This window comes from Allobosea sp. CCNWLY174, from assembly GCF_037120455.1.
In the GTDB taxonomy this organism is placed as follows: domain Bacteria; phylum Pseudomonadota; class Alphaproteobacteria; order Rhizobiales; family Beijerinckiaceae; genus Allobosea; species Allobosea lupini.
In genome coordinates this window covers 154,150-178,529 of record NZ_JBBBBQ010000009.1, presented here as the reverse complement: position 1 = coordinate 178,529, position 24,380 = coordinate 154,150, and the positions used below count along the sequence as shown (strand labels likewise).

Annotated in this window: 28 protein-coding genes; 18 read left to right on the top strand and 10 right to left on the bottom strand. The window is 65.7% G+C overall.

From position 1 onward, the window contains the following. Positions 1-31: 31 nt before the first annotated feature. Entirely contained in the window at positions 32-196 is a 165-nt protein-coding gene (locus V7S63_RS23090) for a hypothetical protein (RefSeq protein ID WP_167561788.1), read from the bottom strand. 412 nt (positions 197-608) lie between these two features. Here V7S63_RS23090 and V7S63_RS23085 point away from each other — a divergent pair, with 412 nt between their 5' ends. From V7S63_RS23085 to sctT, 11 genes are read left to right on the top strand one after another with little or no spacing between them, the layout of a single operon-like run. Continuing rightward, positions 609-866, top strand: coding sequence for a hypothetical protein (locus V7S63_RS23085; RefSeq protein WP_336531946.1), 258 nt, complete (start codon positions 609-611; stop codon positions 864-866). After that, on the top strand, positions 863-1,318 hold the full coding sequence (locus tag V7S63_RS23080; protein ID WP_336531945.1) for a hypothetical protein: 456 nt from the start codon (positions 863-865) through the stop codon (positions 1,316-1,318). Before V7S63_RS23085 ends, V7S63_RS23080 begins: the two co-directional genes overlap by 4 nt. A 17-nt stretch (positions 1,319-1,335) precedes the next feature. Further along, entirely contained in the window at positions 1,336-2,091 is a 756-nt protein-coding gene (sctJ, locus tag V7S63_RS23075; protein WP_336531944.1) for a type III secretion system inner membrane ring lipoprotein SctJ, read from the top strand. After that, positions 2,088-2,723, top strand: coding sequence for a hypothetical protein (locus V7S63_RS23070; RefSeq protein WP_336531943.1), 636 nt, complete (start codon positions 2,088-2,090; stop codon positions 2,721-2,723). The genes sctJ and V7S63_RS23070 overlap by 4 nt, the downstream gene beginning before the upstream one ends. Continuing rightward, on the top strand, positions 2,720-3,322 hold the full coding sequence (sctL, locus tag V7S63_RS23065; RefSeq protein ID WP_091842581.1) for a type III secretion system stator protein SctL: 603 nt from the start codon (positions 2,720-2,722) through the stop codon (positions 3,320-3,322). Before V7S63_RS23070 ends, sctL begins: the two co-directional genes overlap by 4 nt. Further along, on the top strand, positions 3,319-4,668 hold the full coding sequence (locus V7S63_RS23060; protein ID WP_336531942.1) for a FliI/YscN family ATPase: 1,350 nt from the start codon (positions 3,319-3,321) through the stop codon (positions 4,666-4,668). Before sctL ends, V7S63_RS23060 begins: the two co-directional genes overlap by 4 nt. Next, positions 4,665-5,138: a hypothetical protein gene (locus tag V7S63_RS23055; protein ID WP_336531941.1), complete on the top strand. Its 474-nt coding sequence runs from the start codon at positions 4,665-4,667 to the stop codon at positions 5,136-5,138. The genes V7S63_RS23060 and V7S63_RS23055 overlap by 4 nt, the downstream gene beginning before the upstream one ends. A 32-nt stretch (positions 5,139-5,170) precedes the next feature. Beyond that, positions 5,171-6,199, top strand: a complete 1,029-nt coding sequence (gene sctQ / locus V7S63_RS23050; RefSeq protein WP_336531940.1) for a type III secretion system cytoplasmic ring protein SctQ — start codon at positions 5,171-5,173, stop codon at positions 6,197-6,199. Further along, positions 6,192-6,845 (top strand): type III secretion system export apparatus subunit SctR, encoded by a 654-nt coding sequence (gene sctR, locus V7S63_RS23045; protein ID WP_336531939.1) that lies wholly within the window; start codon positions 6,192-6,194, stop codon positions 6,843-6,845. The genes sctQ and sctR overlap by 8 nt, the downstream gene beginning before the upstream one ends. A gap of 38 nt (positions 6,846-6,883) precedes the next feature. Next, the gene (locus V7S63_RS23040; protein ID WP_336531938.1) at positions 6,884-7,156 is read left to right on the top strand and encodes an EscS/YscS/HrcS family type III secretion system export apparatus protein; all 273 of its coding nucleotides are present in this window, start codon (positions 6,884-6,886) and stop codon (positions 7,154-7,156) included. A gap of 9 nt (positions 7,157-7,165) precedes the next feature. Then, on the top strand, positions 7,166-7,972 hold the full coding sequence (gene sctT / locus V7S63_RS23035; RefSeq protein WP_336531937.1) for a type III secretion system export apparatus subunit SctT: 807 nt from the start codon (positions 7,166-7,168) through the stop codon (positions 7,970-7,972). 11 nt (positions 7,973-7,983) lie between these two features. Here sctT and V7S63_RS23030 read toward each other — a convergent pair whose 3' ends face one another. Next, positions 7,984-9,021 carry an EscU/YscU/HrcU family type III secretion system export apparatus switch protein gene (locus tag V7S63_RS23030; RefSeq protein ID WP_336531936.1) on the bottom strand — a complete coding sequence of 346 codons (1,038 nt, stop codon included), beginning with the start codon at positions 9,019-9,021 and terminating at the stop codon, positions 7,984-7,986. A 53-nt stretch (positions 9,022-9,074) separates the two neighbouring features. Between V7S63_RS23030 and V7S63_RS23025 the strand changes: the two genes are divergently transcribed. Next, a complete protein-coding gene (locus tag V7S63_RS23025; RefSeq protein WP_336531935.1) occupies positions 9,075-9,872 on the top strand; it encodes a tetratricopeptide repeat protein in 798 nt (265 codons plus the stop codon). A gap of 20 nt (positions 9,873-9,892) precedes the next feature. Here the strand turns inward: V7S63_RS23025 and V7S63_RS23020 are convergent, their stop codons facing one another. The 6 genes from V7S63_RS23020 to V7S63_RS22995 all read right to left on the bottom strand — a co-directional run bounded on the left by V7S63_RS23020 (position 9,893) and on the right by V7S63_RS22995 (position 15,538). Further along, the gene (locus tag V7S63_RS23020; protein ID WP_336531934.1) at positions 9,893-10,327 is read right to left on the bottom strand and encodes a hypothetical protein; all 435 of its coding nucleotides are present in this window, start codon (positions 10,325-10,327) and stop codon (positions 9,893-9,895) included. Between the two features lie 16 nt (positions 10,328-10,343). Further along, entirely contained in the window at positions 10,344-11,660 is a 1,317-nt protein-coding gene (locus V7S63_RS23015) for a type II and III secretion system protein family protein (protein WP_336531933.1), read from the bottom strand. A gap of 89 nt (positions 11,661-11,749) precedes the next feature. Next, positions 11,750-13,900 (bottom strand): type III secretion system export apparatus subunit SctV, encoded by a 2,151-nt coding sequence (sctV, locus tag V7S63_RS23010; RefSeq protein WP_336531932.1) that lies wholly within the window; start codon positions 13,898-13,900, stop codon positions 11,750-11,752. Next, a complete protein-coding gene (gene sctY, locus V7S63_RS23005; RefSeq protein ID WP_244544057.1) occupies positions 13,884-14,228 on the bottom strand; it encodes a type III secretion apparatus assembly chaperone SctY in 345 nt (114 codons plus the stop codon). The genes sctV and sctY overlap by 17 nt, the downstream gene beginning before the upstream one ends. After that, the gene (locus V7S63_RS23000) at positions 14,225-14,599 is read right to left on the bottom strand and encodes a CRISPR-associated endonuclease Cas1 (RefSeq protein WP_336531931.1); all 375 of its coding nucleotides are present in this window, start codon (positions 14,597-14,599) and stop codon (positions 14,225-14,227) included. The genes sctY and V7S63_RS23000 overlap by 4 nt, the downstream gene beginning before the upstream one ends. Positions 14,600-14,617: 18 nt before the next feature. Further along, positions 14,618-15,538, bottom strand: coding sequence for a SctD/MshK family protein (locus V7S63_RS22995; RefSeq protein WP_336531930.1), 921 nt, complete (start codon positions 15,536-15,538; stop codon positions 14,618-14,620). Between the two features lie 347 nt (positions 15,539-15,885). On the opposite strand from V7S63_RS22995, the gene V7S63_RS22990 reads away from it, so the two are divergent. Further along, positions 15,886-16,476 (top strand): type III secretion protein, encoded by a 591-nt coding sequence (locus tag V7S63_RS22990; protein ID WP_336531929.1) that lies wholly within the window; start codon positions 15,886-15,888, stop codon positions 16,474-16,476. 14 nt (positions 16,477-16,490) lie between these two features. Here V7S63_RS22990 and V7S63_RS22985 read toward each other — a convergent pair whose 3' ends face one another. Next, a complete protein-coding gene (locus V7S63_RS22985; RefSeq protein ID WP_336531928.1) occupies positions 16,491-17,168 on the bottom strand; it encodes a GntR family transcriptional regulator in 678 nt (225 codons plus the stop codon). Between the two features lie 678 nt (positions 17,169-17,846). Between V7S63_RS22985 and V7S63_RS22980 the strand changes: the two genes are divergently transcribed. Together V7S63_RS22980 and V7S63_RS22975 are read left to right on the top strand one after the other, a co-directional pair. After that, on the top strand, positions 17,847-18,092 hold the full coding sequence (locus tag V7S63_RS22980; RefSeq protein ID WP_336531927.1) for a hypothetical protein: 246 nt from the start codon (positions 17,847-17,849) through the stop codon (positions 18,090-18,092). Further along, positions 18,089-18,316 carry a hypothetical protein gene (locus tag V7S63_RS22975; protein ID WP_336531926.1) on the top strand — a complete coding sequence of 76 codons (228 nt, stop codon included), beginning with the start codon at positions 18,089-18,091 and terminating at the stop codon, positions 18,314-18,316. The genes V7S63_RS22980 and V7S63_RS22975 overlap by 4 nt, the downstream gene beginning before the upstream one ends. A 200-nt stretch (positions 18,317-18,516) precedes the next feature. On the opposite strand, the gene V7S63_RS22970 is transcribed toward V7S63_RS22975, so the two are convergent. Next, positions 18,517-19,560 (bottom strand): LysR family transcriptional regulator, encoded by a 1,044-nt coding sequence (locus tag V7S63_RS22970; RefSeq protein WP_336531925.1) that lies wholly within the window; start codon positions 19,558-19,560, stop codon positions 18,517-18,519. A 92-nt stretch (positions 19,561-19,652) separates the two neighbouring features. Here V7S63_RS22970 and V7S63_RS22965 point away from each other — a divergent pair, with 92 nt between their 5' ends. From V7S63_RS22965 to V7S63_RS22955, 3 genes are all read left to right on the top strand, one after another. Next, positions 19,653-21,515, top strand: a complete 1,863-nt coding sequence (locus V7S63_RS22965) for a thiamine pyrophosphate-binding protein (RefSeq protein ID WP_336531924.1) — start codon at positions 19,653-19,655, stop codon at positions 21,513-21,515. Between the two features lie 128 nt (positions 21,516-21,643). Beyond that, on the top strand, positions 21,644-22,792 hold the full coding sequence (locus V7S63_RS22960) for a substrate-binding domain-containing protein (RefSeq protein WP_336531923.1): 1,149 nt from the start codon (positions 21,644-21,646) through the stop codon (positions 22,790-22,792). 66 nt (positions 22,793-22,858) lie between these two features. Next, entirely contained in the window at positions 22,859-24,364 is a 1,506-nt protein-coding gene (locus V7S63_RS22955) for a sugar ABC transporter ATP-binding protein (protein WP_336531922.1), read from the top strand. The last annotated feature ends 16 nt before the right edge of the window (positions 24,365-24,380 follow it).

Below are 24,380 nucleotides of genomic sequence, written 5' to 3'. Positions count from 1 at the left end.
TCGGCCACGCCAGGGCGCTGCAAGAGCGCGATCAGGCGTTCGGACGCTGCTTGGCTGCGTCGAGACTGACCTTCTTCTCAGTCGTCTTGGTGGTGATTTCCGCCGATTTCACGATGGCGCGGTTGAAGGCGGCTTCCATCTGCTGGATCGCATTCTCCGGCGTGGTTGTATTCTGGACGGACGAGGTTCCGGACATCGCAGACTCCGTTTTTGACGTGCTCTGGATCGGACCGGTGCGGGATCTTCGATGCCCCGGCTCCGGCACCCGAGCGACCCGAAAGTCGCCCAAGGCAGGGAAACGTTAATATCGATAAAGGATTCGTCAAGCACTCAAATCACAGGAGCTGACATTATTCCAGATTATGAATGCAAATATAAAGTTACCACTAGATCCGGATGGAACTAAATTGACGACTATAATTCTAAGAAATTCGAACCAACTATATATTGCCTTATGAATTCATAATTCAGAAATGCATAAGCTAGTGCACACTGGAATTTAGACTGCAATAAGCGTTGACATCGGGAAAACCCCACCCCTACCCTTGCCGACCACGGCAACCTGGCGACGCTACTGTGCCGTCCCGCGAACCCAGAGGAGAGCAGCGATGAGCGTGCAACCGGTCAATACCGCGCTGGCGAGCGGCGCGGTCGACAACAATGGCAGCAGCGCCGGCTTCGATGATGCGATCGCAGCAGCGCAGCAGCGCAACACCGGCGCCGAAGGCACCGATCAGCAGGATGAGATCAGTCAGGACGAGCTCGCCAGAATGGTCGGCCAATACGGCTCCCAGATCATGTCCATGCTGCTGATGCCTCGCATGACCGACATGCTGGGCGAGGTCATGGCCGACGAGGAGGGTTGACCGGTAACCAGTTCGCACAAATCCAGTTTCCGGAGGCACAGATGACGATCGCAAACGGGCTGCCCACCGCCTCGTTCTCCAGCTCCACGCTGATCATTCAGACCGGCGCTGAGCAGCAGCCTGCCTTTGACCACGCTGCGGAAGCGGCAGCGCGCCAGCAGAGCTGGCCGGCGCGAGCCGGAGCCTTGGCCGATCCCGGCCAGCTCGCCTCGGAGCTGACGAACCGGATGGACGGCTTCCTGCGCCGGGCTGGTGAGAGCAAGCGTGAGCCTGCCCTGTCGACCACCTCCTTACCGGAGGCAACGGAGCCCAGCGCATTAGACAACCGGCAGCTCGATCGCGTGATCGAATCGATGAACCGCTCTTTCGAGTTCGCCGTGCAGACGCAGCTGGTCGTCCGTGGCGCAACGCAGACGACCGGTTCAGCCAATACCGTGCTCAAGGGGCAGTAAACGGTTCGGTGTTCGTCATGGCGAAAGGTCGTCGCAGCCGTATCCTGGCTCTGCTTTGCTGCGCCGCGCTGCTGGCCGGCTGCAAGGTCGATCTCTACACGAATCTCGATGAGCCTCAGGCCAATGAGATGGTGGCGATTTTGCTGCAGAGTGGCATTCCGGCCAGCCGCAGCGTGCAGAAGGGCGGAAAGTTGACCGTGACGGTCGAGGAGGCACGCTTTGCTGATGCCGTCACGATCCTCGGCCGCAGCGGCCTTCCCCGGCAAGAGTTCCAAACGCTCGGCGACGTCTTCAAGAAGGACGGCCTTGTCTCCTCTCCGGTCCAGGATCGGGCGCGAATGATCTTCGCCCTGAGCCAGGAATTGTCACGCACCGTCGCCGCGATCGACGGCGTGCTGACCGCCCGTGTCCATCTCGTCCTGCCCGAGAATGACGCGCTGCGGCAGAATCTCTTGCCGTCCTCGGCCGCGGTCTTCATCCGGCACGATCCCAAGATCGCGATTGACGACAAGTTGGCATCGATCAAGATGCTGATCGCCAACGGTGTCGCGGGGCTGAGCTATGACCGAGTCTCGGTCGTGGTGGTACCGGCCGAGCGCAATGCCGCAGCGCTGCAGGCCGCGCCGGGCGCAGAGACCGTTTCGTCGCACACCAACTTGCCCTGGCCGGCCATCACCGGAGCGGTCGCCGGCTGCGCCGTGATCGTCGGCGGGGCGCTGCTCCTGCGCCGCCGTCGCTACTATCGGCTCTCCGAGGGAACGGGCGAGCGATGACCGGCGCGCTGGCACGATCCAATGACGCATCTATCGCCTGGCTTCGCTTCGCCGCGAGCCCAGCCGGTTACGCGGCACCCGAGCGACTGGCGGCCGCATTCGACGATGCGATCACGCCAGAAGCTTGCCGCAGGCTCCTCGCCTTGCCGCGCCTGGAGGCCCGGCTTTCCGAATTGCTCTGCGCCCGGAACGGGCTCTCGGCGGGGCTCGCACCGGAGGTCGTGTCCGATTCCGACCGCAGCGTCCTGCTGCTGACCCCGGCCCTGCTGCACGGGCTGGTTCGCCGGGCCGGCGCGATTTACTTGTCCGGCGCGCTGTCACAGATCGTGCTCGCAAACGATGTGCGTGCGCTCGACAAGGCGCTCGGGCCAGGTGTCTTTGCTCGCGCCATGGCGAGGCGAGATCTCGGCGATCCGGCCAATGCGCCTACGCCATCGGCCGTTTCGGAACTGGTCGAGCAGATCGACCGTGCAGGCTGGAGCTGCCTGCTGGCCTGGGCGGCTCAATTGCCGACAGAGATCGGTGCGCGATTGCGCCTGCAGATGCCCGGACAGGTCCTGCCGCTGGACGCGATCACGCCCGATCTTGGAAGATCGATCATCGAGGCGGCGCATCGCGCCGAGGCGGCATGACTGCAGCGGCCGACCTTCCGAGCCGGCCGCCGCGCGGGCTCGTCCCGGCGGAGCAGGCGGCCGCCTGGGGGGACGGCTTCATCTTTCTCGACGCCGCGCGGCAGACTGCGCGTGCGATCGAGGCCGCGGCCCGTGAAGAGGCCGCGCGGATGCTGTCTCAGGCCGCGGCTGCAGGGCGCGAGCGTGGCGAGGCTGAGGCCGCGGAGCGAACCGGCCGGGCCATCGCGGACATCGACGCCTATTTTGCCGGCCTGTCCGGTTCCCTTGCCGATATCGCCTTCGAGATCGTGCGCGACGTTATCGACCAGTTCGACCGCCGCGACATCGTGGCCATGGCGGCGCTGAAGGCGCTTTCGGCTTTCCGCCGCAGTCGAACGCTGACCGTTCGCGTCCATCCCGAACATGTCGAGGCGGTGACCGAAACGCTGCAGGACGCGATCAGAACCGGCGGCCTCGAGCTTGCGCTGGAGGTCAGCGGCGATCCGGGTCTCGCTCGCGACGGTTGCCTGCTGACGAGCGACATCACCACCATAGACGCTGGTATCGACAGCCAGATCGAGGCGCTCCGCCGCGGGCTGCTACGCCGGTCGACGCCATGACAACGGTGCCGACAACTGGACTGGAGCGCCTGGACGGTGCTTTGCTGTCGCTGCGCGATCGGCTGGGGCAGGTGCAGCCGCGGCCGCCCAAGGGTAAGGTCCAGCGGGCCTTGGGCGTCACCATCCACGCCAGTCTGCGCGATGTCCGGCTCGGCGAGATCTGCGAGCTGCGCGATCCAGCGAGTGGCTTTGTCGTCCTTGCCGAAGTCGTCGGCCTGCAGGATGGCTGCGCGATACTGACGCCGATAGGCGACCTCGATGGTCTTTCGACCGAGACCGAAGTCGTGTCGACCGGCGAGGTCCTGCTTGCCCCCGTCGGGCAGGGCCTGCTCGGCCGCGTCATCGATGCGACCGGGACGCCTTTGGACGGCGCCGGCTGGCCCCGCGGCGCGCTTGCGGGCTTTCGCCCGGTCCATGCCCCGCCCCCGCCGCCGCTTGCGCGCGACCTGATCGAAGCCCCGCTTCAGCTTGGACTGCGCGCCATCGACGGATTGCTCGGATGCGCGCGCGGCCAGCGCCTCGGCATCTTCGGTCCCGCCGGCGCCGGCAAATCTTCGCTGCTGGCCGACATCGTGGCCGGGACAGAAGCGGATGTAATCGTGCTGGCACTGGTCGGCGAGCGCGGCCGCGAGGTCCGGGAAACCCTGCAGCGGCGCCTGTCGCATGCGGCGCGGGCGCGTACTGTCGCGATCGTCGCCACCTCCGATCGCCCGGCGCTCGAACGGGTCAAGGCGGCCCATGTGGCGACGACCATCGCCGAATATTTTCGTGATACCGGCCAGCACGTCCTGCTGCTGATGGACAGCGTCACCCGCTTTGCTCGGGCCCAGCGCGAGCTCGGCCTGGCCGCCGGAGAGCCTCCGACGCGGCGCGGCTTCCCACCCTCCCTGTTCGCAGCGCTTCCGAGATTGCTGGAGCGGGCAGGCCCAGGACAAGGCGGCTCGATCACTGGCATCTATACCGTGCTGACCGAGGGCGAGGCGGAGATCGACCCGGTTGCAGAAGAAGTCATGGCGCTGCTCGATGGCCATATCGTCCTGTCGAGCGAACTCGCCCAGCAGAACCATTTCCCTGCCATCGATGTCCTCAAGAGCCGCTCGCGCCTGATGAGCACGGTTGCGCCGCCGCAGCAGCTCGCTGATGCGCAGCGCATGCGCGAGCTGCTGACGCGCCATGCGGAGGTCGAACTCCTGGTGCGTGTCGGCGAGTACGAGCCAGGGTCGGACAGCCTGGCAGACGAGGCGCTCGCGCGGGTCGACGGGATTCGCGCCTTCCTTCGTCAACCATCCGGCGAGCAGGACACGCTGGAGCGGACACGGCAGCGGATGCGGGAGGTCCTGACGTGAGCGACCTCGACGCCCTGCGAACACTGCTCGAGCTTCGGCGCCGACGCGAACAGCGCGCCGGTGAAGTCGCGGGCCGGCGGCGCGCCGCCGCGGCCAGCGCCGAAATCGCGGTGGAGCAGGCTACGGCAGCTCTTGCAAGGCATGACGATGCGACGCTTGCGCTGCAGCGTTCGCATCATCTCGGCCTGGTCGATCAGCCATTCTCGCTTGCGGCACTCGAATGGCTTCGGCGTGAGGTCATGGTCGCAGCCGCCGCGCGGCTCGATCTCGAAGCGGCGACCGAAGCCGCGGGAGAAGCCCTTTCTTCGCGGCGGCGGGAATATCACGCGGCGCAGGCGCTGCATCGCGAGCGTCGGCTCAGCCGGATCCGGCTCGAACAGGCCTGCGAGGAGCGGGCGAGGCAGGTGCGGCGACGACGCGAGTCGCGCCTCGATATCGCACTCGACGACATCAGCGGACGCCGGCCATGAAGGCGGATGTCCCCCTGGCGGGCCGATCCACAATGGCACGCGACGACGCGCATGCGCTCGCTTACCCAGCCGTGGCCTTGCGGGACGTTGGGCCGATCAATCGCTTTCATGGTTCGCGCTGGCGGCTCTCACTTCAGCTCGCGGGCCGTGAACTCTTGCTTGCGGCGGCCACGCGCTTGCCCCGGACCACTGAGCGCGATTGCCTCCGGCTTTCACTGGCGATCGGCAGTGAGGAGGCGGAGTTGCTCGTGCCGCCCCGGCTAGTCGAGGCCGCGCTAACGAGCTTTGGACCGCAGGCAGTCACGGCAAAGCTCGGGCCGGACCGGGCCGCACTGTTGATCGAGGCGGTTTTTGTCGATGCCCTCGCCCAGCTCGAGGCGCATCTGGGCAAGGCAGCCGAGTTGCGCGCGCGATCCAGCACGGCCGGCAGCGAAGGGTTGCGCTTGGCCGTGAGCGTCGCGCTGGCGGATGCCGCGCTGGAGATCGGCGCGATCGCCGGGCCCGCCGACCTTCTGGCGCGCCTCGTCGCCCTGCTGCCGGCAGATGGCGAGCCGCCCGGGTGGATTGATCCGATCCCCGTTCCGCTCAGCCTGCGCCATGCCGAAACCAGGATCGAGCTGCGCGATCTGCGGCGCGCCCGACCGGGAGACGCATTGTTGTTCGATCGTCATCTGCCGGCGGGGCAGGCCTGCCTCCTCGCCGGCGGGCGGTTGATTGCTCCGGTCGCAGTGGAGAGCGACATGGCGCATTTGCGCGCGCCGCTGGTTCGGGCGCGATCATCACAATGGGAGTGGCTCATGGACGACTTGCAGGACGCCGCTGGCGCCGACGAGGCGGAGGTTCTCGACGATTTGCCGATGCGCGTTGTTTTCGAGTTCGGCCGCAGCGAGATGTCGCTCAAGGAACTGGCCGGTCTTGGCGCCGGAAGCATCGTCGCGCTTGCTAGCCCGCCGGGCGAGCCACTCTCCCTGCTCGTCAACGGCCGCCGGATCGGCCAAGGCGAGCCGGTGCGGATCGGCGACGCGCTGGGCGTGCGCATCACCCGGCTGTTCGATGCCTGATCTCAGTCCCAATCTCGTCGGGATCATCGCCTTCGTCTCACTGATCGGGCTGATCCCGCTCGGCGTGGTGACCATGACCGCCTTCCTCAAGATCTCGGTGGTCCTCTTCCTGATCCGCAACGCACTCGGCATCCAGCAGTCGCCGCCGAACCTGGTGCTGCATGCGATCGCTCTGGTGCTGACCGTCTATGTCACGGCGCCGCTTATGGCCGATCTCTATGGACGGGTCTCGGCGCGCCAGCTTGATCTCAACTCGGTCCAGGGCCTGACCGAGGCGGCGGATACGGCCCGCCAGCCGCTGCGCGACCATCTCTCCCGCTTCACGCATGAGCGCGAACGCGAATTCTTCCGCACCGCGGCCGTCCGCGTCTGGCCGGAAAACGCCGCCGCGGCACTGAAATCGGACGACCTGATCGTCCTCGTGCCGGCTTTCGTCAGCTCGGAGCTGACCCGCGCCTTCCAGATCGGCTTCCTGCTCTACCTGCCGTTCCTGGTCATCGATTTCATCGTCGCCAACGTGCTGATGGCGATGGGCATGATGATGGTCTCGCCAACGCTGATCTCGATCCCGCTGAAGCTGCTGCTCTTCGTCAGCATCGACGGCTGGACCAAGCTGATGCACGGCCTGATCCTGAGCTATGGCTAAGCCGCGATGGATCGGACTCGCGATCAGGGTAAGCGCCCGTGACCAACGAGGTGATCCTGACCAAGATCAACGCGGCGCTGATGACCGTGCTGACCGTCTCGGGGCCGGCGCTGCTCGCCGCCGTGCTGATCGGCTTCGGCGTCGGCCTGCTCCAGGCATTGACCCAGATCCAGGACCAGTCGCTGCCGCAGGCGATCAAGCTCATCGTCGTGCTGCTGCTACTGCTCCTGCTGATCGGCCCGCTGCTGTCGCTGCAGGTCTACGAGCAGGCGATCTCCCTGTTCGAGGATTTCCCGGCCTTGACCCGTTGAGCGAAGGCAATGTCGGGCGATCTCCTGCTTCAGCTTGTCCTGCCGTTCATGGTGGCGACGGCGCTCGCCGTGACCCGTATCACCGGCGCCATCCTCGTCACGCCGGCCTTCACCCGCCTCGGCCTCGCCGGCATCATCCGCGGTGGCGTGGCGCTGGCATTGACCCTCCCGCTCACCCCGGTACTGACCGAGGCGCTGCAGAACGGCCCGCCGCTCTCGCCAGCGCTCGTCACCGCCATCCTGCTCAAAGAACTGGTGCTCGGCATCGCTATCGGCCTGCTGTTCGGCGTGCCGATCTGGGCGGCCGAGCTCGCGGGCGACCTGCTCGACCTCCAGCGCGGTTCGACCGCGGCTGCCCTGCTCGACCCCTCCGCCATCGCCGAATCCAGCATCACCGCGACCTTTTTTGCGATCAGCCTGCTGATGCTGTTCTTCGCAGCTGGCGGATTCGATCTTCTAGTGAAGGGCCTTTACACCAGCTACCGGCTCTGGCCGGTGGCGAGCCTGGGGCCCGTGTTCGATCCCGGCGCGGCCCAGCTGCTGTTGAAGCTGCTCGACGAGATCATGCGCTTTGCGCTCCGCCTCGCCGCTCCGATCGTGATCGCGCTGCTCTTCACCGATCTTGCCATGGCGCTGCTCGCCCGCACCGCGCCGCAGCTCAACATCTTCGAGCTCTCGCTCTCGGCCAAGAGCCTGGTCTTCTCGGTGCTGCTGCTGATCTATTCGGCGTTCATACTCGAATACATGCGTCAGGATATCAGCCGCTTGTTCGACGCCGAGCCGTTCCTGCGCCAGCTGGCGCCGCGCCAGCCATGACCAGCCTCGCGCTAGAGCACCCCCGCTTTGACGAGCGCGTCGGCGACCGGCTGGAACAGGTCCTGCCGGACCGGATCGCCCTGAGCGTGGCGCTTGTGAAGCGCCTGCGCGATTTCGTCGAGAACCACCGGGACGTCGCGTTCGCGTGCGTCCAGCAGCATCGCGGCACCGGAGGCTCCATTGGCCTTGCAGACGATGAGCGGCACCGGCGTCTCACCGCGCTGGTAGCGCAAGCCGACGACGTCGCCGCGATAGGCGATCACCAATGTCGCGCGTGCGATCCCGACGCCGCTCGAGCGGCCGATCAGCCGGTAATGCTGGCTCCTAGCGCTGCGGATTTGCGGGTCGCCCTCGATGTCCTTCGTCTCGCGTTTCATCTCGGAGCGCGTCATTCGCATCTCGCGCAGGAAGATGAAGCGCTGCAGCAGGAGATCGGCAAGGCCGACCACGATATAGGCCAGCACCACGATCAGGAAGAGTGGCAGCAGCAGGACGGTGATCGCGCTGCCGGCACAGCGCTCGCCGCAGACAGGTGTCTCGAGAAGCGGCTGCAACTGACTGCCGAGAATCAGGATGAAGGCCGCTCCGAGCACCGCGATCTTGACCAGGCTCTTGAGGAACTCGCTGACGCTTTTCAGCGAGACCAGCCGCTTGAGACCCTTTGCCGGATTCACATGCTCGAATTTCGGCTTGATGATCTCGAAGGAGAAGACCGGCCCGAAGCTTCCGACCATCGCCGTCAGCGCAGCGGTCGCGACCGTGGCGGCAACCAGCGGCGCCGTCAGCTGCAGCAGCATGCCGCCCGCATGTCGCAAGGCGCGCTCCAGGACAATCGAGAATGCCTGATTGTCGCGATTGATCACCAGATCGACGAATGCGTCGAGCTGCAGCAGCACCCGGTCCTTGATCAAAACCAGATAGAAGAATGCGGCGATGAACGTGAAGCCGATGATCAGGTCGCGGCTCTGGGGCACCTGCCCCTTGCGCCGCGCCTCGCGCAGCTTTTTCTCGCTTGCCGGAAGCGCTTTCTCTTCGGAGGGCTCGCTCACCGCCCGAGCACCTCGCCATCCATCCGCACCCTCGTGACACGGAACGCTTCGCAATGATGACCAGACCCAACCGCTTGGCCTCGCTGCTTCTCGCCGCCTGGCTGCCGGCGTGCACGCTGACGCAGCAGGCTGCGAGCGACGCGGATAGGCCGCAGGTGCAGCCGCGCGGCGCACAGGTACTCGCATCGACACTGGAGGACAGCGGCGAGATGGCGACCGCGCTCGCCGTGTACGAAAGTGCAGCGGCGACGGGCGACGCCGCCGCGGCGGTGCAGCTCGGCGAAGCCTATCTGCGTAGCGGCGACGGCATCGGTGCCGAGCGCGCGTTCCGCCTGGCGCTGGAGCGTGAACCGAACAATGGCCCGGCGCAGCTCGGGCTTGGTTCGGCGGCGCTGCGCCGGGGCGAGATCGATGCTGCGCTCGCATCGCTCACGAAGGCCGCGCCAATCGTCGATAGCGCCACCAGCTATAATCGGCTTGGAATCGCCCTGACGCTCGCCGGCCAGGCACCCGAGGCTGTCGGCGCCTTCGAGAAGTCGCATAGCCGAGCTGCGGACGATCTCGACATCGCTGCCAACCTCGCTTTGGCCGAAGCGCTCGCCGGTCGCAAGGAGCAGGCGATCGAGCGGATTCGCGGCGTGGTTCGCTCCGAAAGCGCCAAAGCCACGCATCGGCGTACCCTCGCACTGGTGCTGGCGCTGTCGGGCGCCGGCGCCGAGGCACAGAGCCTCGTCCAAACCAATGTGCCCGTTACCGAGCGGCCAGCCTTCCTGCGTCGCCTGCGCACGCTGGAGGCAGCAGGTGATGCGCGAGCCCGGGCGAGGATCGTCGGCACGATCCTCGCCGGCTGAGCCCCGCTGGCTCGCGCATTTCACTTCTGCTCCGTCCGCACCTGCGCCGGCGCACGATTTGTATTGCGGCGCCCGTCGCGGTCGAAAGCACCGCCGAGTGGATCTTCGTCACCGTCGAGATAGCGCCGTGCCGCTCGCGCGACGGGAGCTGCCGCAGCCGGGCCCGGCCTGCGCCCCTGAAACAGATCGGCTTTGCGCTCGACCATGCGCTCCAGATTGTAGGCATTGGCGCAGCCTGGCGGCAAATGCGGATCCATATCGAAGGGATATCGCGTCGGATCCGGCTGCAGGCAGGCTTCGGGCGCGACGATGGCGGTTGGCCGAGCCCCTGTCGCCTCGGCAGGCAGATAGAGAACCTGGTAGTTCGCCGACACGTCGGGCGGCGAGTTGGCGCAGCCCGCGACGAGCGCGGTAAGTGCGAGAGCGAGTAATCGACCGGCTCGAACCGTTGTCATGACCGCTTCTCGCATCTCACTTGAAGATCAGGCCGGCGCCGGACGGGGCCCTCGGGCCTTTTTCCACCGGCACGGCCGTCGCCACCGGTTGCCGGCGCGCCACCCGCACCGGGCGGTCGAGCGGCGTCGCCGACAGGCGATCGCTCGAAGGCTTCACCAGATGGGCTGTGATCAGGATCACGAGCTCAGTCTCATCGCGGCGATAGCGCGTCGACGTGAAGAGCGTCCCCAGGATCGGCACGTCACCGAGAAATGGAAATTTGTCGACCTCCTGGGAGAGATTGCGCTGGAACAGGCCGGCGATCGCGAAGGTCTGCCCGCTGGCCAGCTCGACATTGGTATCGGCCCGCCGAACGGTGAAGGCCGGCAGCTCGAAGCCGCTGACCCGGACTGCGCCTGCCATCGAGATGGCGCTCACCTCGGGCCGGACCCTGAGTCCGATGCGGTTGTTCTGCAGCAGGGTCGGCGTGAACGACAGCGAGACGCCGAAAGGTTTATAGTCGGCAGTGATGCGGTCGCGATCCTGCGGCACCGGCACCGGGACTTCGCCACCGGCGAGGAAACTTGCGGTCTGTCCGGTGGTGGCGGTCAGATTCGGCTCGGCGAGGATCGTCAACAGCCCATTCTGCTGCATCGCCTCGACCAGAGCGTCGACATTAACCCGGTTGTTGCTGAAATTCAGGCCGAGACCCCGCCCGCCGCTGGCGAGGTTGCCACCCGAGCTGCCGACCCCGAAGGAGAAATTGCCGGTGTCGACCATCACCTTCCAATTGATGCCGAAGGCGGTCAGGTCCTTGCGTGACATTTCGGCGAACCGCACGCGGATATTGATCTGATGCGAGGATGGGATCGTCGCATTGTTGAGCGGCGGCTGGTCCGGCGGCGAATAGGTCCGCGCGACATTGGCGACGTCGATCGCCTCGTCGACCGAGCGGGTTGCTCCCCTGACGACGAGGCGCTCGCCGAAGAACTGCAGATCGACCGTCGAAGTCGGCTGCAGGGTGCGCTTCGCCTGATTGGCGGAACGGGACGGCGTGAGAACCTCGAGCCTGATCGCGCCCTTCATCCGCTTTTGCTCGTCGAGCGCCAGCAGATTGGTCGAGCCGCTCTTCAACCCGTAGACATAGACGACGTCCGGCGCGACCACCTGAATATTGGCGACGGTCGGGTCGGCGAGCATGACGGATTCGACCGGCTGGTCGAATCGGATGATGCGCCCCTGACCCGTCGGCAGTTCGATCGGGCGCGCATTCGATAGCGGCGAGACTTCGTTCGCCGCCGCCAGGTTCGACGAGAGCGCTCCCGGCCAGAGCGCGCTCGCAAGTGCTGCCAAGCCGAAGAACCTGCGTAATCGCTTTGCAAGGTCGCCGTTGCGGATCATGCGTGATGGCACTCTACCTGTCCTCGTCTGCGGTCTGTGCGTCAGGAAAGTGGATCGGCGACCGGCCCGGCCAGGCGTGTTGCCTCCGGCGCTTGCGGAGCTGCGGACTGCCCCGCACCCAGCGTGAGCGAAGCCAGCGGCTGGATGAAGAATTCGGGCGCCAGCTCCGGGAAGGCCATCACCGGCAGATCGAGATCGTGACGGATCAAAAGCTCGCGCAGATGGCGGCGCAGCTCGATCGTCGTGAAGATCACGGGATGAACGTCCTCTAGCCCGGCCATGGCTTGGTGCAGCTGACCGACCAGAGCTGTCGCGGTCTCCTCCGAGAGGTGGAGGATGCGATTGCCGCCGATATCGCGTAGGCCCGCGCGCAGCACCGCTTCCGCCTCGGGATCGAGCATATACCCCGGAATGACGCGGTTGGCGTCGGCATGACGGTGACAGAGCTGGCGACGCAGTGCGATGCGGGCATAGTCGGCGAGCCGGGCCGGATCGGATTCACGCCCACCCCACTCGACCAGCGCCTCCAGGATCAGCCGCAGATTAGCGATAACCACGCCCTCCTCGACCAGGCGACGCAGAATATCCGCCGTCCGCTGCAGGCTGACGCCGGCCCCCGCCTCGGCGACGAGATCGGGATAGTCGGCCTCGACCTGCTGGAGCAGATCGCGCGTCTCCTGGATACCGACGAAATAGTGCGCATGCCTGCGCAGCGCCGCGGCGATGCGAGCAGATAGCGCTCCGGCCGGCTCGAGGAAGCCAATGCCGGCTTGGGTAAGCGCCCTGGCATGACTGGCCTCAATCCAGGACGAGGGACCACGGCCGAGCAATGGCGGTCCCTCACGGAACGGGATGGCGAGCATGGAAAGATGGGTCCGCTCGTCCTGCAGTAGCAGGCTATTCGCCGGAATCTCGCCCTGGGCGATCGGAACTCCCTCGAAATCCAGGCGAAACTGGCTGTCGGCGAGCTTCTTATCGCTGCGGCGCTCCAGCACAGGTGCAACAACGCCGAGTTCGGCCTGCATCTCGCCACGAATGCGCTCGGCCTGCTCGCGAAACAGGTCGGTAGGGATCGCCCGTTCCAGCTCGGGGCCCAGCAAGACTGTGACCCGGTAACGCGCACGTGCCGGTGCCGCAGCCATTGCCGGCTCCGCGGGCCCGGCCGGGTCGATATGCTGCCTCTCCTCGAAGCCTGTGACCTGGCTCCCGGCAGAGGGCCGACCCGATCGCAGCACGGCGCCGCCGGCTAGGCCCAGCGCTAGGACGAGGAAGACCAATGTCGGGAAGCCCGGCACGAAGCCGAGGCTGGCGACGACCAGCGCACCAAGTGCGAGCGCGCGCGGCTCGCGCATCAACTGAAGACCGATCTCGGAGCCGATGTCGCGCTGCGTCTCGGACGCGACGCGCGTTACCACCATGCCGGCCGCGACCGAAATCAGCAGCGCCGGGATCTGGGCGACGAGGCCGTCGCCGACTGTGAGCACGGAATAGTGCGAGGCGGCGTCGCCGAACGACATGCCGCGCTGGAACGTGCCGATGGTGAGACCACCAATGAGGGCGACGAGCACGATGACGAGCCCGGCGATCGCATCGCCCTTCACAAACTTCATGGCGCCGTCCATCGCGCCGTAGAGCTGGCTCTCCCGCTCCAGGTCCCGCCGCCGCCGTCGGGCCTCGTCCTGCTCGATGTCGCCGTTGCGCAGGTCGTTGTCGATCGCCATCTGCTTGCCGGGCAGCGCATCGAGGCTGAAGCGCGCCGCGACCTCGGCAACGCGTTCGGCGCCTTTGGTGATGACCACGAACTGAGAGATCGTGATCACCAGGAAAATCACCAGGCCGACCGCGACATTGCCGCCGATCACGAAGCTGCCGAAGGTTGCGACCACTTCGCCGGCGTCGCCGTCGAGCAGGATCAGCCTCGTTGTGCTGATCGTCAGCGTCAGGCGGAACAGGGTCGCGAGCAGGATGATCGCCGGCAAGGCAGAGAGCTCGACCGGCCGCGTCACGTAGAAAGCGACGAGCGTGATCAGAACGCTGGCAGCGATGTTCATCGCGATCAGCATGTCGATCGCCAGCGGCGGCAGCGGGATGATCATCATCAGCACCGCCACGATGACGATCAGCGCCAGGACGAGATCGCTCCGGCGCGACAGCGCCAGCAGCACCCGCAGCAGCTCAGCCCGCATCGACATGGGCCGCCCGATCCGTCGTGAAGGCGCGTAACGATTCGCGCGCCTCCGCCTCCTTGCCGGCGAGCCAGAGGGCCCGGCTACGCAGCAACTCGATCCTCCGATCGCCGCCGCTCAAGGTGCTAAGATGATCGAGCACGCGCAGCGCGCTCAGCCCGGCCCCATCGCAGATGAAGGCGTAAGCCAGCGTCCGGAGCAGGCCTGCGTCGCGCGGGGCGAGACGGCCGGCGAGCAGCAGCAGCACCAGAGCTCTTTTCACCTGGCCATGCCGGCAATAGAGATAGCCGAGCGCATGCAGAAGCTGGACCTTGGCCTCGATCTTGGTTGTCAAAGGTCGCGCTCCCGCAAGCGTCGCTGCAGGGACCGATGCCGGTCGAGCTCTTCCGTCAGCAGGACGGCGACGAGTCCGCGAACTTCGACGTCCTCCTCGATCTCGGGCAGGACATCGCTGACGAGCTCATCGAGGATCGCAGTGTATTGCGCGCTCTGGAAGATCGCCGGATCAGCGATCTGCGGCATAACCAGCTCGGCGAGATCCTCGGTCAGCGTCGGACCACTGGCGCGTTGCTGGCGCCGCTGGCGAGCCCTCAGCAGCGCCTCGAACTCCTTGAGCTGGGCGCGGGTCGCTGCCTCCGGGCTTGCGCCACGCAGGCTCGCTAACACGTCGTCGAGCCGCTGCCATCCTGCCTTCTTGACATCCATGGTCGTCTCTCGCCGTTCCTAGAAGGTCAGCGTGAAATTGCGCTCGCCGCGGGCGAAAGTGACACCGTCCTTGCTGATCGAACGGATCGTCCAGCCATTATCGAGGAAGGCGCCCTGATGATGCCTGCTACCGTCGGCGGTTAGCACATAAGGATTCTCGCCGAGCCAGACCGCCTGCAAAGCGACCTTTGGTCCATCCTCCCGCTGCGTCACCCTGACCTCTGACCCCAGCTGGATCCTGCCGCCATGGGCAGCGTCGAACGCCTGCTGCGCGGCGGCCCAACCTTGTGCCTGCGCCGCCTCGACCGCACCGCTCGCCAGCACGCGCTCGCCCGACGCGGTGACGACGATGCCGGACAGGCCAGAGGCGGCAAGCATGCGGCGCAGTCCCTCGGCAGCCATCGGCGCCTGATCCACGGCGATCCGGGCAGCCGTGGTCGACGTGGCGCCGCGATCCTCGGCTACAAGCGCAGCTGGAGACTGGCGCGACGCCATCGCGTAGGCGGCCATGAGACCGGTCGCGGCGACGACGCCCGCAATGGCGAGGGCCATCATCGGGCCGCCCTGGCCCTTCGTCTTGGCGCCAGAGGTCAGTTTCAACCGTGCCTGGCCGATCCAGATCGTCGCCGGCAAGATCGGCTTGACGCCGCTGCCGGCGGGCAGGATGCGCCGACGTTGGAGATCGAGCGCAATCGCAGCTCCGACCGCCTCCAGCCGCATCTCGCCATCGACGATGCGCAGGGTCGCATGCTGGGGGGCGACGCCGTCATCATGGAGGATGATGTCGCAGTCCGCAGCCGACCCGACCCGATAGCTGCCGGAATCGAGCGTGAGGCGCGCGCCTTGGTGAAGCCCTCCTTCGATGAACAGCCCCATCTCCCGGGCCGGTATCGACGCCAGCTCTCGTCCCGGCTGCGACGCCAATGATGCCGTAGTCATGATTTGCTCCCGAAGCCGCTGCGCGGCAGGCCACGCAGCGGCTCGATTTCGAGTCAGCAGATTCGAGACAATACAAGGCCAATATGCGCTTTCATGCAAGGCTTGTTGGCAATTCGAGGCTTAGAAACAGCGGCATACCTATTTAGTTAGACATTAATATGCATTTCAAACATTATGAATTCATAATACATTATTACCGATTGATTTTATACTGGTGCGGATAGCCGGTAATGCTTTGACACCGATGCTGTCAGGCCAATAATTATCATCATCCGACAACAAGATCAGGAGCCCCTCAGGTGGCCGCGCGATCGTCTATCGTCCATCGAAGAAGCGCCCCGTGGATCGTGCGGCTGATCAGCTCGGGGCTAGCGTGCCTCGCGCTGAGCGACATGCCGTTGCAGGCAGCGGACGGCGACTGGCAGCAGAAGCCCTACCACTATGTCGCGATCGATCAGGATGTACGGAACGCCCTGCTTGAGTTCGGGCGGAATCTGCGCATCCCGGTCAAGCTAGGCGAGGAGGTGAAGGGACGGCTGCGCGCCATGCCGGCCAACGGTGACGCCAAGGCGTTCCTTGAGCGCATGGCCCAGGCGCATGGCCTGATTTGGTATTTCGACGGCACGACCCTGCATGTCGATGGGCAGTCGGCAATCCAAACCGAACTTGTGGCCCTCGACGGCACCAGCCCCGCGCAGCTCGACCAGATGCTGCGGCGCCTCGGTGTCGCCGATTCCCGCTTTCCGCTGCGCTCCGGCGGTGCACGCGGCATCATCTCGGTGTCCGGGCCCCCGGCTTACCGCAACTTGGTGCGGGAGGCGTTGAACAAGCTTAAAGGTGGGTCCGACATGGCCGCCGCCAGTCGCCCGGCGGCCACGCCTGCCGAAGCGGCGGCAAAGGTGCGCGTCTTTCGCGGCGGTCCGCAGGACGGTTCCTGAAAGCGCGATCCCGGCTAGGCGGCGCGACTGCGCGATTGCAAGGCATCGATCGTCTGCAGGACCACGTCAGCCTTGTGACGCATATGGTCGCGCGCGATCCGGGCGAAGCGCTGCCCGTCGCGTCGATGCAGGGCCGACATCATCTGCGCGTGCTCCTCCACCGCCTCGTCCCATTGGCTCGGCGATTTCGGGGCGAAATAGCGCAGAGTCGAAAGCCGGCCATGTTCGCGCCGATAGACATCGGCGAGCCGCGGATTGCGGGCGCCGTCGATAAAGTATTCATGGATCGTGCGGTTGAGGGTGATGTACGCCTCGTCCTCCTGGCGACGGTAGTGGCCGACCATCACGTCGTGGAGTTCCTGGATTCGTGCGATCTCCCGATCTTCCAATTCCTGGCAGGCCAGTTCGCCCGCGAGAGCCTCCAGCCCCCCGATGATCGGGAAGATCTGCATCGCCTCTTCGCGCGTAATCAGAGCTATACGCGCGCCACGGTTTGGTAACAGCTGGACAAGCCCTTCCGCCGCAAGGACCTTGAGTGCCTCGCGCAAGGGCGTGCGGGACACCTGGAAGCGTTCGCACAACTCGGGTTCGAAAACCTTGTCACCGGGGATAAGTTCGGACGACAAAATCATCTGGCGTATTTCGGCGGACAATTCTTCGTGCAAAGTCTGGCGACGAACAAGGCTATTCACCATAACCTCCCAAAAACTGTCAAACCTAGTTTATCGAAACAAATCGAGGAAAATCGACGCAAATTCCTGCTCATCCTCCAAGACGATAACACTCCTTGGTAGAAACCCTGACTACCCATGAGGTAGTTTATAATAGCCAGCGATCCATCGTCAGCCCCGGCCCGATGTACGGGATTCCAGCCGAGTATCATTCATCGCTGGCCCTGTCAGATTGCGTCAGGACAGGTGCGGGAACAGGCTGTCGCAATGCCTTGGAACCCCGCAATCGGCTCACCTCCGCGGGCATGCGGCTCGGTATGGGCGCTTTCTTGCTAGAGCACTCTAACTGAGTCACGATGGTTTGCAGGCCGCTTTTTGACAAGGTACATCGCCCACTTCGCCAGATGTTTGGAGCACAACGCCCCTCGCTAGCGCAAAAGACTGGCCTGCTTCCGGTTTCGTGAACACTGGGATCAGAGCGTTTCCGCTGATGGTTGAATCGATTGTGATGCGACGAGCCCGTGCTGTGCGCGGACTCGAACCCTCGTGCCCGACGGCAAGGCAGGACCGGGCATGACCGACTTCGACGTGCTCGTCGCCGCCGCCTCTGATGCTTCGCCCATTGATCGCGGCATCGTCCCGGATGACCTGATGAACATCCAGTACACCTCCGGCACCACGGGTTTGCCCTAAGGCTGCATGCTCAGCCATGACTACTGGATGGTGCTGGCCCAGAGCGCTGCGGGGTTGGACGCCGAGCCGGTCTCGCGGCTGATGACGGCCCAACCGTTCTTCTACATGGATCCGCAATGGCACTTGCTGAAGACGATGATGCTCGGCGGCACACTGTTCATCGCCCCGCAGCTTTCCTCCTCGCGGTTCATCAGCTGGGTGAAGCAATACGGCATCGAGTGGTGCCAGACATCAAGCGAGGTGAGGAGGTGAAAATCTACGTACAGCTCAAGCCCGGCCTTTCGCAGGTCGACCTGCCGCCGGAGGCGATCTTGGCGCATGCCCGTAGAGGCCTGGCCGCCTTCAAGGTCCCGCGCTTCTACGCTTATGTCGACAGCTTCCCGCGAACCGTCTCCAGCAAGATCGAAAAACGCAATCTTCTGGCCGTTGTCGACGATCTGCGTGCGGATGCCTGGGACGCTATCCATACGGTCTAGGCAGTCCGGCCAACAGAACTCTCGGCGGCTTGCTCTGGCTAGCTTACTGGACTGACGCCATGAACCCTGGACCTATGGACATGTGCGAGAGCACGGCAGCCGCGAGCGGCCAACGTTGACCCGGTGCTGCCCTTGGGCGCGGGTCCACTCCATCGATTCCAGAGATCCTTGAGTGCAACCGGCTCATGTGCGCCCTGTATCTATCGTTCCGTCTTTGCTGAGCTGGGCGGCAGCGGATCCGTGATGTCTTTCAGGTTGGTTGCGAGCTCTGACAGGGTATCGATCGCCGGAGCTGGCCAGAAGCTGCGGATCGCCTGCAGGACCACGCGCGAAGCCCGGCTCAATGGCCGTTGCTGCGTCACCATAGCGGCGGCGTAGCGGATGAGTTCCGGTTCGCCGATCTCGCTGCCGATCACGCTGCTGGAGTGACCGCCGCCGTGCAGCGCCTGGGCCGCGACCACGCTGTAGCAGCCGCAGGAGCGCACCACCTCGCGCTGGGCCTCGAGCGAATCCGCCTCCAGCACGATGTCGAGTGCGATGCGCTGCTTGCGCGCCGTCTCCTCGAGCAGCACGCGCAGCGCGTTGGGACGTGAGGGCAATACGAGCGGTAGCCCGGCCAGCGCCGCGAAGGGCAGCGTTGCCGGCAAGGCCGGCGCGGATTGTGCTCGCAGCAACACGAGCTTTGCCCGGAACAGTGCCTCGTCTTGCCCGGGTCGCGGCGGGCGGTAACGTGCGAGCAGGCCGATATCGACAGCCCCTTCCGAGAGCCAGCGCTCGACTTGGTCGCTAAAGCCCTCCAGGATCCTCAGCCGGATGCCCGGCGCGTGGCTGCGCATATGCCGGAAGAGCTGCGGCGCCAGCACCGACATCATCGAAGGCAAGGCCGCGATCGTCACCTGGCCGGTCGGCGCCCGGCCGAACGCCTGCGCGTCCTCGACGAGCTGGCCGGCATTGTCGAGCAGGGCCCGGGCGCGGGGCAGCAGCGCTTCGCCCATCTCGGTCAGCGCGATGCCGCGGCCGGTCCGGTAGAACAGCGCCCCGCCCAGCGACCTCTCCAGATCGGCAAGCGGGCGGCTGACGGAAGGCTGCGTAGTGCCCAGCGTGACCGCCGCCTTGCTGAAGCTGCCGAGCTCCGCCGTCCGGACGAACAGAGCGAGCACATCGAGATCGATACGACTCATACGTAAACTGTATAGCTGTTGTTCGCGCCCAAAGGCTAGCGTATGCCTCTCGTGGCACGTCATCCTGTCTTCAAGGTCCCGCGGCGGACCATGGCGAGATGCGGCGCAGCGCTCCCCGGGAGTGTTTGCAAGCCGCGGGATCAGGGAGGATGGCCATGCGGCTGACCGTCGGTCAGATCATCGGGCGAGCGCTCAAAGCTTACGGCGTGCCCTACATCACCGGCCTGCCCGGTCACGGCAACTGGAACCTGCTCGACGCCTTCAACGACGCAGGGTCCGACGTCCCGATCATCCAGACGATGCACGAGCAGGCGGCCGTCCACATCGCCGACGCGCATTACCGCGTCACGGGCGAGCCGATCGCCTGCTGCACGTCGATCGGCCCCGGCGCCGCCAACACCGTGATGGGGCTGGCGAACGCGCATTGCGACTCGACCGCGCTCCTGCTGATCACCGGTTCGGCCTCGACCCATATGCGCGGCCACGGCGTGATGCAGGAGATGGACCGCGAGAACACGCCCGATTTCGTCAACGTCACCAGGCCGGTGACGAAACGCAACTTCGACGTGATCCGCGCCGACCACATGCCCTTCGTCATGCACCGCGCATGGAACGCGATGACGACAGGCCGGCCGGGGCCCGTCCATGTCGAGATCCCGCTCGACGTTCAGGTCGAGACTACCGAGATCGAGGTCGCGGAGCTCGCAAAGCGCCTGCCGGTCGGCAAGCCGCGCGCCGACGCGCTGGCGATCGAGGCTGCGGCCAGGCTGCTGCTCTCGGCCGAGCGGCCCTGCATCGTGGTCGGCGGCGGGGCGATCACCAGCAACGCTTCCGCCGAGCTGAAACGCCTGGTCGAGCGTCTTGGCATCCCCGTAGTCTTCACCTGGAACGGCAAGGGCGCGCTGCCCGAAGACCACGCGATGAACGCCGGAACGGTCGGCTGGCCGGGTTCGCTCACCGGCAACACATTGGCCGCCCAGGCCGACGTCGTGATATCGCTCGGCTGCCGCTTCACCGACTGGTCGGCCTCGTCCTGGCGCAAGGGCGTTTCGTTCTCAATTCCCGAATCCAAGCTGATCCAGGTCGACATTGACGCTCGCGAGATCGGCAAGAACTATCCCGCCGAAGTCGGTGTCGTCGGCGATGTCCGCCTCGTGCTCGCCGATATCAACGCCGAGATTTCCGACATTCAGGCGCAGAAGGCGCTCGGACGGCGCGCCCAATATCATGACAGGCTGCGGCGGCTCTGGGCCGAATGGGACCTGATGCAGGAGCCGCGGCGCTCGCACGACAAGATTCCGACGACGATGCTGCGCACGCTGCGCGAACTCCGCAAGGTGTTGCCGCGCCACGGCATCGTCACCGTCGGCTCGGGCCATCCGCAGAGCTCGACCAAGCAGGATTTCCCGGTCTACGAGCCGCGCACGCACATCACGCCGGGCTCCTACTCGCCGATGGGCTTCGCCCTGCCGGCCGCGATCGGAGCAAAGCTCGCCAAGCCCGATGCCCCGGTGGTCTGTATCATCGGCGACGGCGACTTCATGATGTGCGTACAGGAACTCGCCACCTGCGTTGCCTACAACATCCCCGTCGTCTTCCTGGTCCTGAACAACTCCGGCTACATCTCGATCCGCGATGGCCAGGACGCGCTGATGGGCCGCAACATCATCTCCGAGTTCTCGAACCGGCGGACAGGAGAGCCCTACAGCGTCGATTTCGTGGCGCTGGCGAAATCCTTCGGCTTCGAGATGGCGGCGAAGATCGGGCGCGTTGACGAGATCGGCTCGACGATCAAGCGCGCGCTCGACTCGAACCAGCCGGCGCTGATCGAGGTGCCGATCACCCGCGACGTCTCGATCGCAGCCTCGAATGTCGTCGGCTGGTGGGACTTTCCGCCGGTGCCGACGGCGCCCGAAGGCGTCAAGCGCGACTACGCCGCCGGCCTCGCAGCCGAGCAGCATGAAGGCCGCGACACCTCGCGCGTCGCGATCATCAAGGCCGAGGGCGCTGTCGGCTGAGCACCGGCAGCCCGCGGGCTGTCCCCGACTTTACTCCAACCGTCGGCTTCACCGGCGGAGTTTGCCCGCTCGGGCCGGCAGCGATGCCGCACGCGCCGCTGACCACAAAAATCAACCGGGAGGATATCATGACGACCGACTTGTCCCGCCGCCGCTTCGCCGCGCTCGCCGGCGCCGCCTCGGCCAGCCTTCTGCCGGGGATTGCGCGGGCCGACTACACCGGCCTGCCGCGCACCTTCCTGTGGAACCCAGGGTTCAATGATCTTGCCGACGCCTCGAAATACAAAAAGCCCGGGCCATATACGATCGGCTTCGCCAACGCCTCGCAGGCCGATCTCTGGCTGGTGACTTTCACCCACGGCGTGCAGTTCGCCGCGGCCAAACACAAAGACAAAATCAAGAAGCTCATCGTCACCGACGCGAACGGCGACGCGGCCAAGCAGGTCTCCGACATCCAAGACCTGATGAACCAGAACATCGACCTGTTGCTGGTCAATCCGGCAGCGGCCGATCCGCTCGATCCCGTGCTGGCGCGGGCCATGCGCCAAGGCATCCCGGTCGTTTCCGTGGCACGCCGGCCCAAGAGCGACGGCTCCTTCGTCTCCTTCGTCACCGCGTCCGACCAGGCGCTCGCTCGCATCTCCGCGACCTGGCTTGCCGAGAAGCTCGGCGGCAAGGGCAATCTCGTCCTGCTGCCCGGCCTCGCCGGCGCGAGCCCGGCGGAGATGCGCCTGCAGGCGGCCAAGGAGGTCTTCGGCCAGCATCCGGACCTCAAGATCCTCGACACGCAATATACCGGCTGGAGTCCGGCCAACGGCAAGCGCCTGATGGCGGCTGCGGCGCAGCGCTTCGGCAAGACGATCAACGGCGTCTGGGCCGATTCGGGTCTGCAAGGGTCCGGGGCGGTCGAGGCGCTGCTCGGCGCTGGCTATGCGCCGAGCGAGTTGCCGCCGATCACGGGCGGCGACCTCAACCGCATGTACAAGCTGGCGGTCGAGCACAAATTCCCGTTCTGCGGCATCGACTACACACCATCGATCGGCATCGCGGCGATGGAAGTCGTGCTCGATGTGCTGTCCGGCAAAAGTGTGCCCAAGCGCCTCGACGTCAATTTTCAGGTCGTGTTGTCGGAAGGAGCCGAGACCAGGTCCGTCAAGGCCGACATCGCACTCAAGGACTATGCCCGGATGGATGCGGCTGACGATTTGATCATGGGCCACGGCATGGGCCCGACCTACGATCCCAAGACCTTCAAGGCCGACTATCCCCGCGGCTGAGACCGTGGTCGGGGGGGGGGCGCCCCCCCCGCGCCCCCCCCCCCCACCACGGTCTGCGAGAGCGCCATGATCGAGCTCACCGGCATCACCAAAAGCTTCCCCGGCGTGAAATCGCTCGACGACGTCGACTTCTCGGCGCGCGCCGGTGAGGTCCATGCGCTGCTCGGCGAGAACGGCGCCGGCAAGTCGACGCTGATCAAGACGATCGCCGGCGCCTACATGCCCGATACCGGCACGATCCGCTTCGACGGCGCCGAGCGGCGCTGGGCCTCGCCGCGCGAGGCGAAGAAGGCCGGCATCCATGTGATCTACCAGGAACTCGTGCTCTTCCCGGAACTCTCGGTCGCGGAGAACATCTTCATCGGCGAGGAGCCGCGCAACCGCTTCGGCCTGATTGATCGCAAGGCTCTGCGCGCTGGGACGCGCGACATCCTGGCGCGGCTCGGCCAAGCGCTCGATCCCGACACCGCCGTGAAGACCCTTACCGTCGCCGACCAGCAGATGGTCGAAATCGCCAAGGCGCTGGTCGGCGAAGTCAAGCTCCTCGTTCTCGACGAGCCGACCGCCGTGATCTCGGGGCGTGAAGCCGAGCTGCTATTCGAGCGCGTGCGCGGCTTACGCGACGCGGGCGTCTGCGTCATCTACATCTCGCACCGGCTCGAGGAGATCTTCGCGCTCGCCGACCGCGTCACGGTGCTCAAGGACGGCAAGCTCGTCGGTACGCGCGCCGTACCCGACATCGATCGCGACGGGCTCGTGGCGCTGATGGTAGGCCGGGCGCTCGAAGACATCTATCCGCCGAAGCGGCCGACGCCGGTTAAGGCGAATCCCATACTTTCGGTGCGACGCCTGGCATCGGCACCGCGTGTCAAGGATGTCAGCTTCGATCTCCATCCTGGCGAAATCCTTGGCCTTGCCGGGCTCGTCGGTTCGGGCCGCTCGGAGACTGCACACACAATCTTTGGCAGCCGGACGTGCGATGCCGGAGAGGTGGCGCTCGCCGGCGAGCCACTGCCGGCCGGCAGCCCGTCAACCGCGATTGCGCGCGGGCTGGGCCTCCTGACCGAGGACCGCAAGGGCGAGGGGCTGATGATGCGGCTCGACGCCGCGGCGAACCTCTCGGCGCCGACGCTGGAACGTTTCACCTCCGGCCCGTTCCTCGATCGGGACAAGGAGGTCGCGGCGATGCGCGAGGAGATCGCGCGTTTCCGGATCGCGGTGCCCGGGCCACGCGCCGGGGTCAACCACCTCTCCGGCGGCAACCAACAGAAGATCCTGATCGGCCGCTGGGCAAGGGCCTGCCGCAAGGTGCTGATCCTCGACGAGCCGACGCGCGGCGTCGATGTCGGCGCCAAGGTCGAGATCTATCGCATCGTTCACGAACTCGCCGCCACCGGGGTCGGCATCCTGGTGATCTCCTCAGAACTGCCCGAGGTCATCGGGTTGTGCTCCCGCATCCTCGTGATGAAGGAAGGGGCGATAGCCGGCGAACTCGCGGGCGAGGCGATTTCGGAGCAAGCGATCATGCGGCTCGCCGCGCTCGGCGCCGAAGCGCCCGTGGTGGCGGGATGAGAGGAGGGCAAGCTCG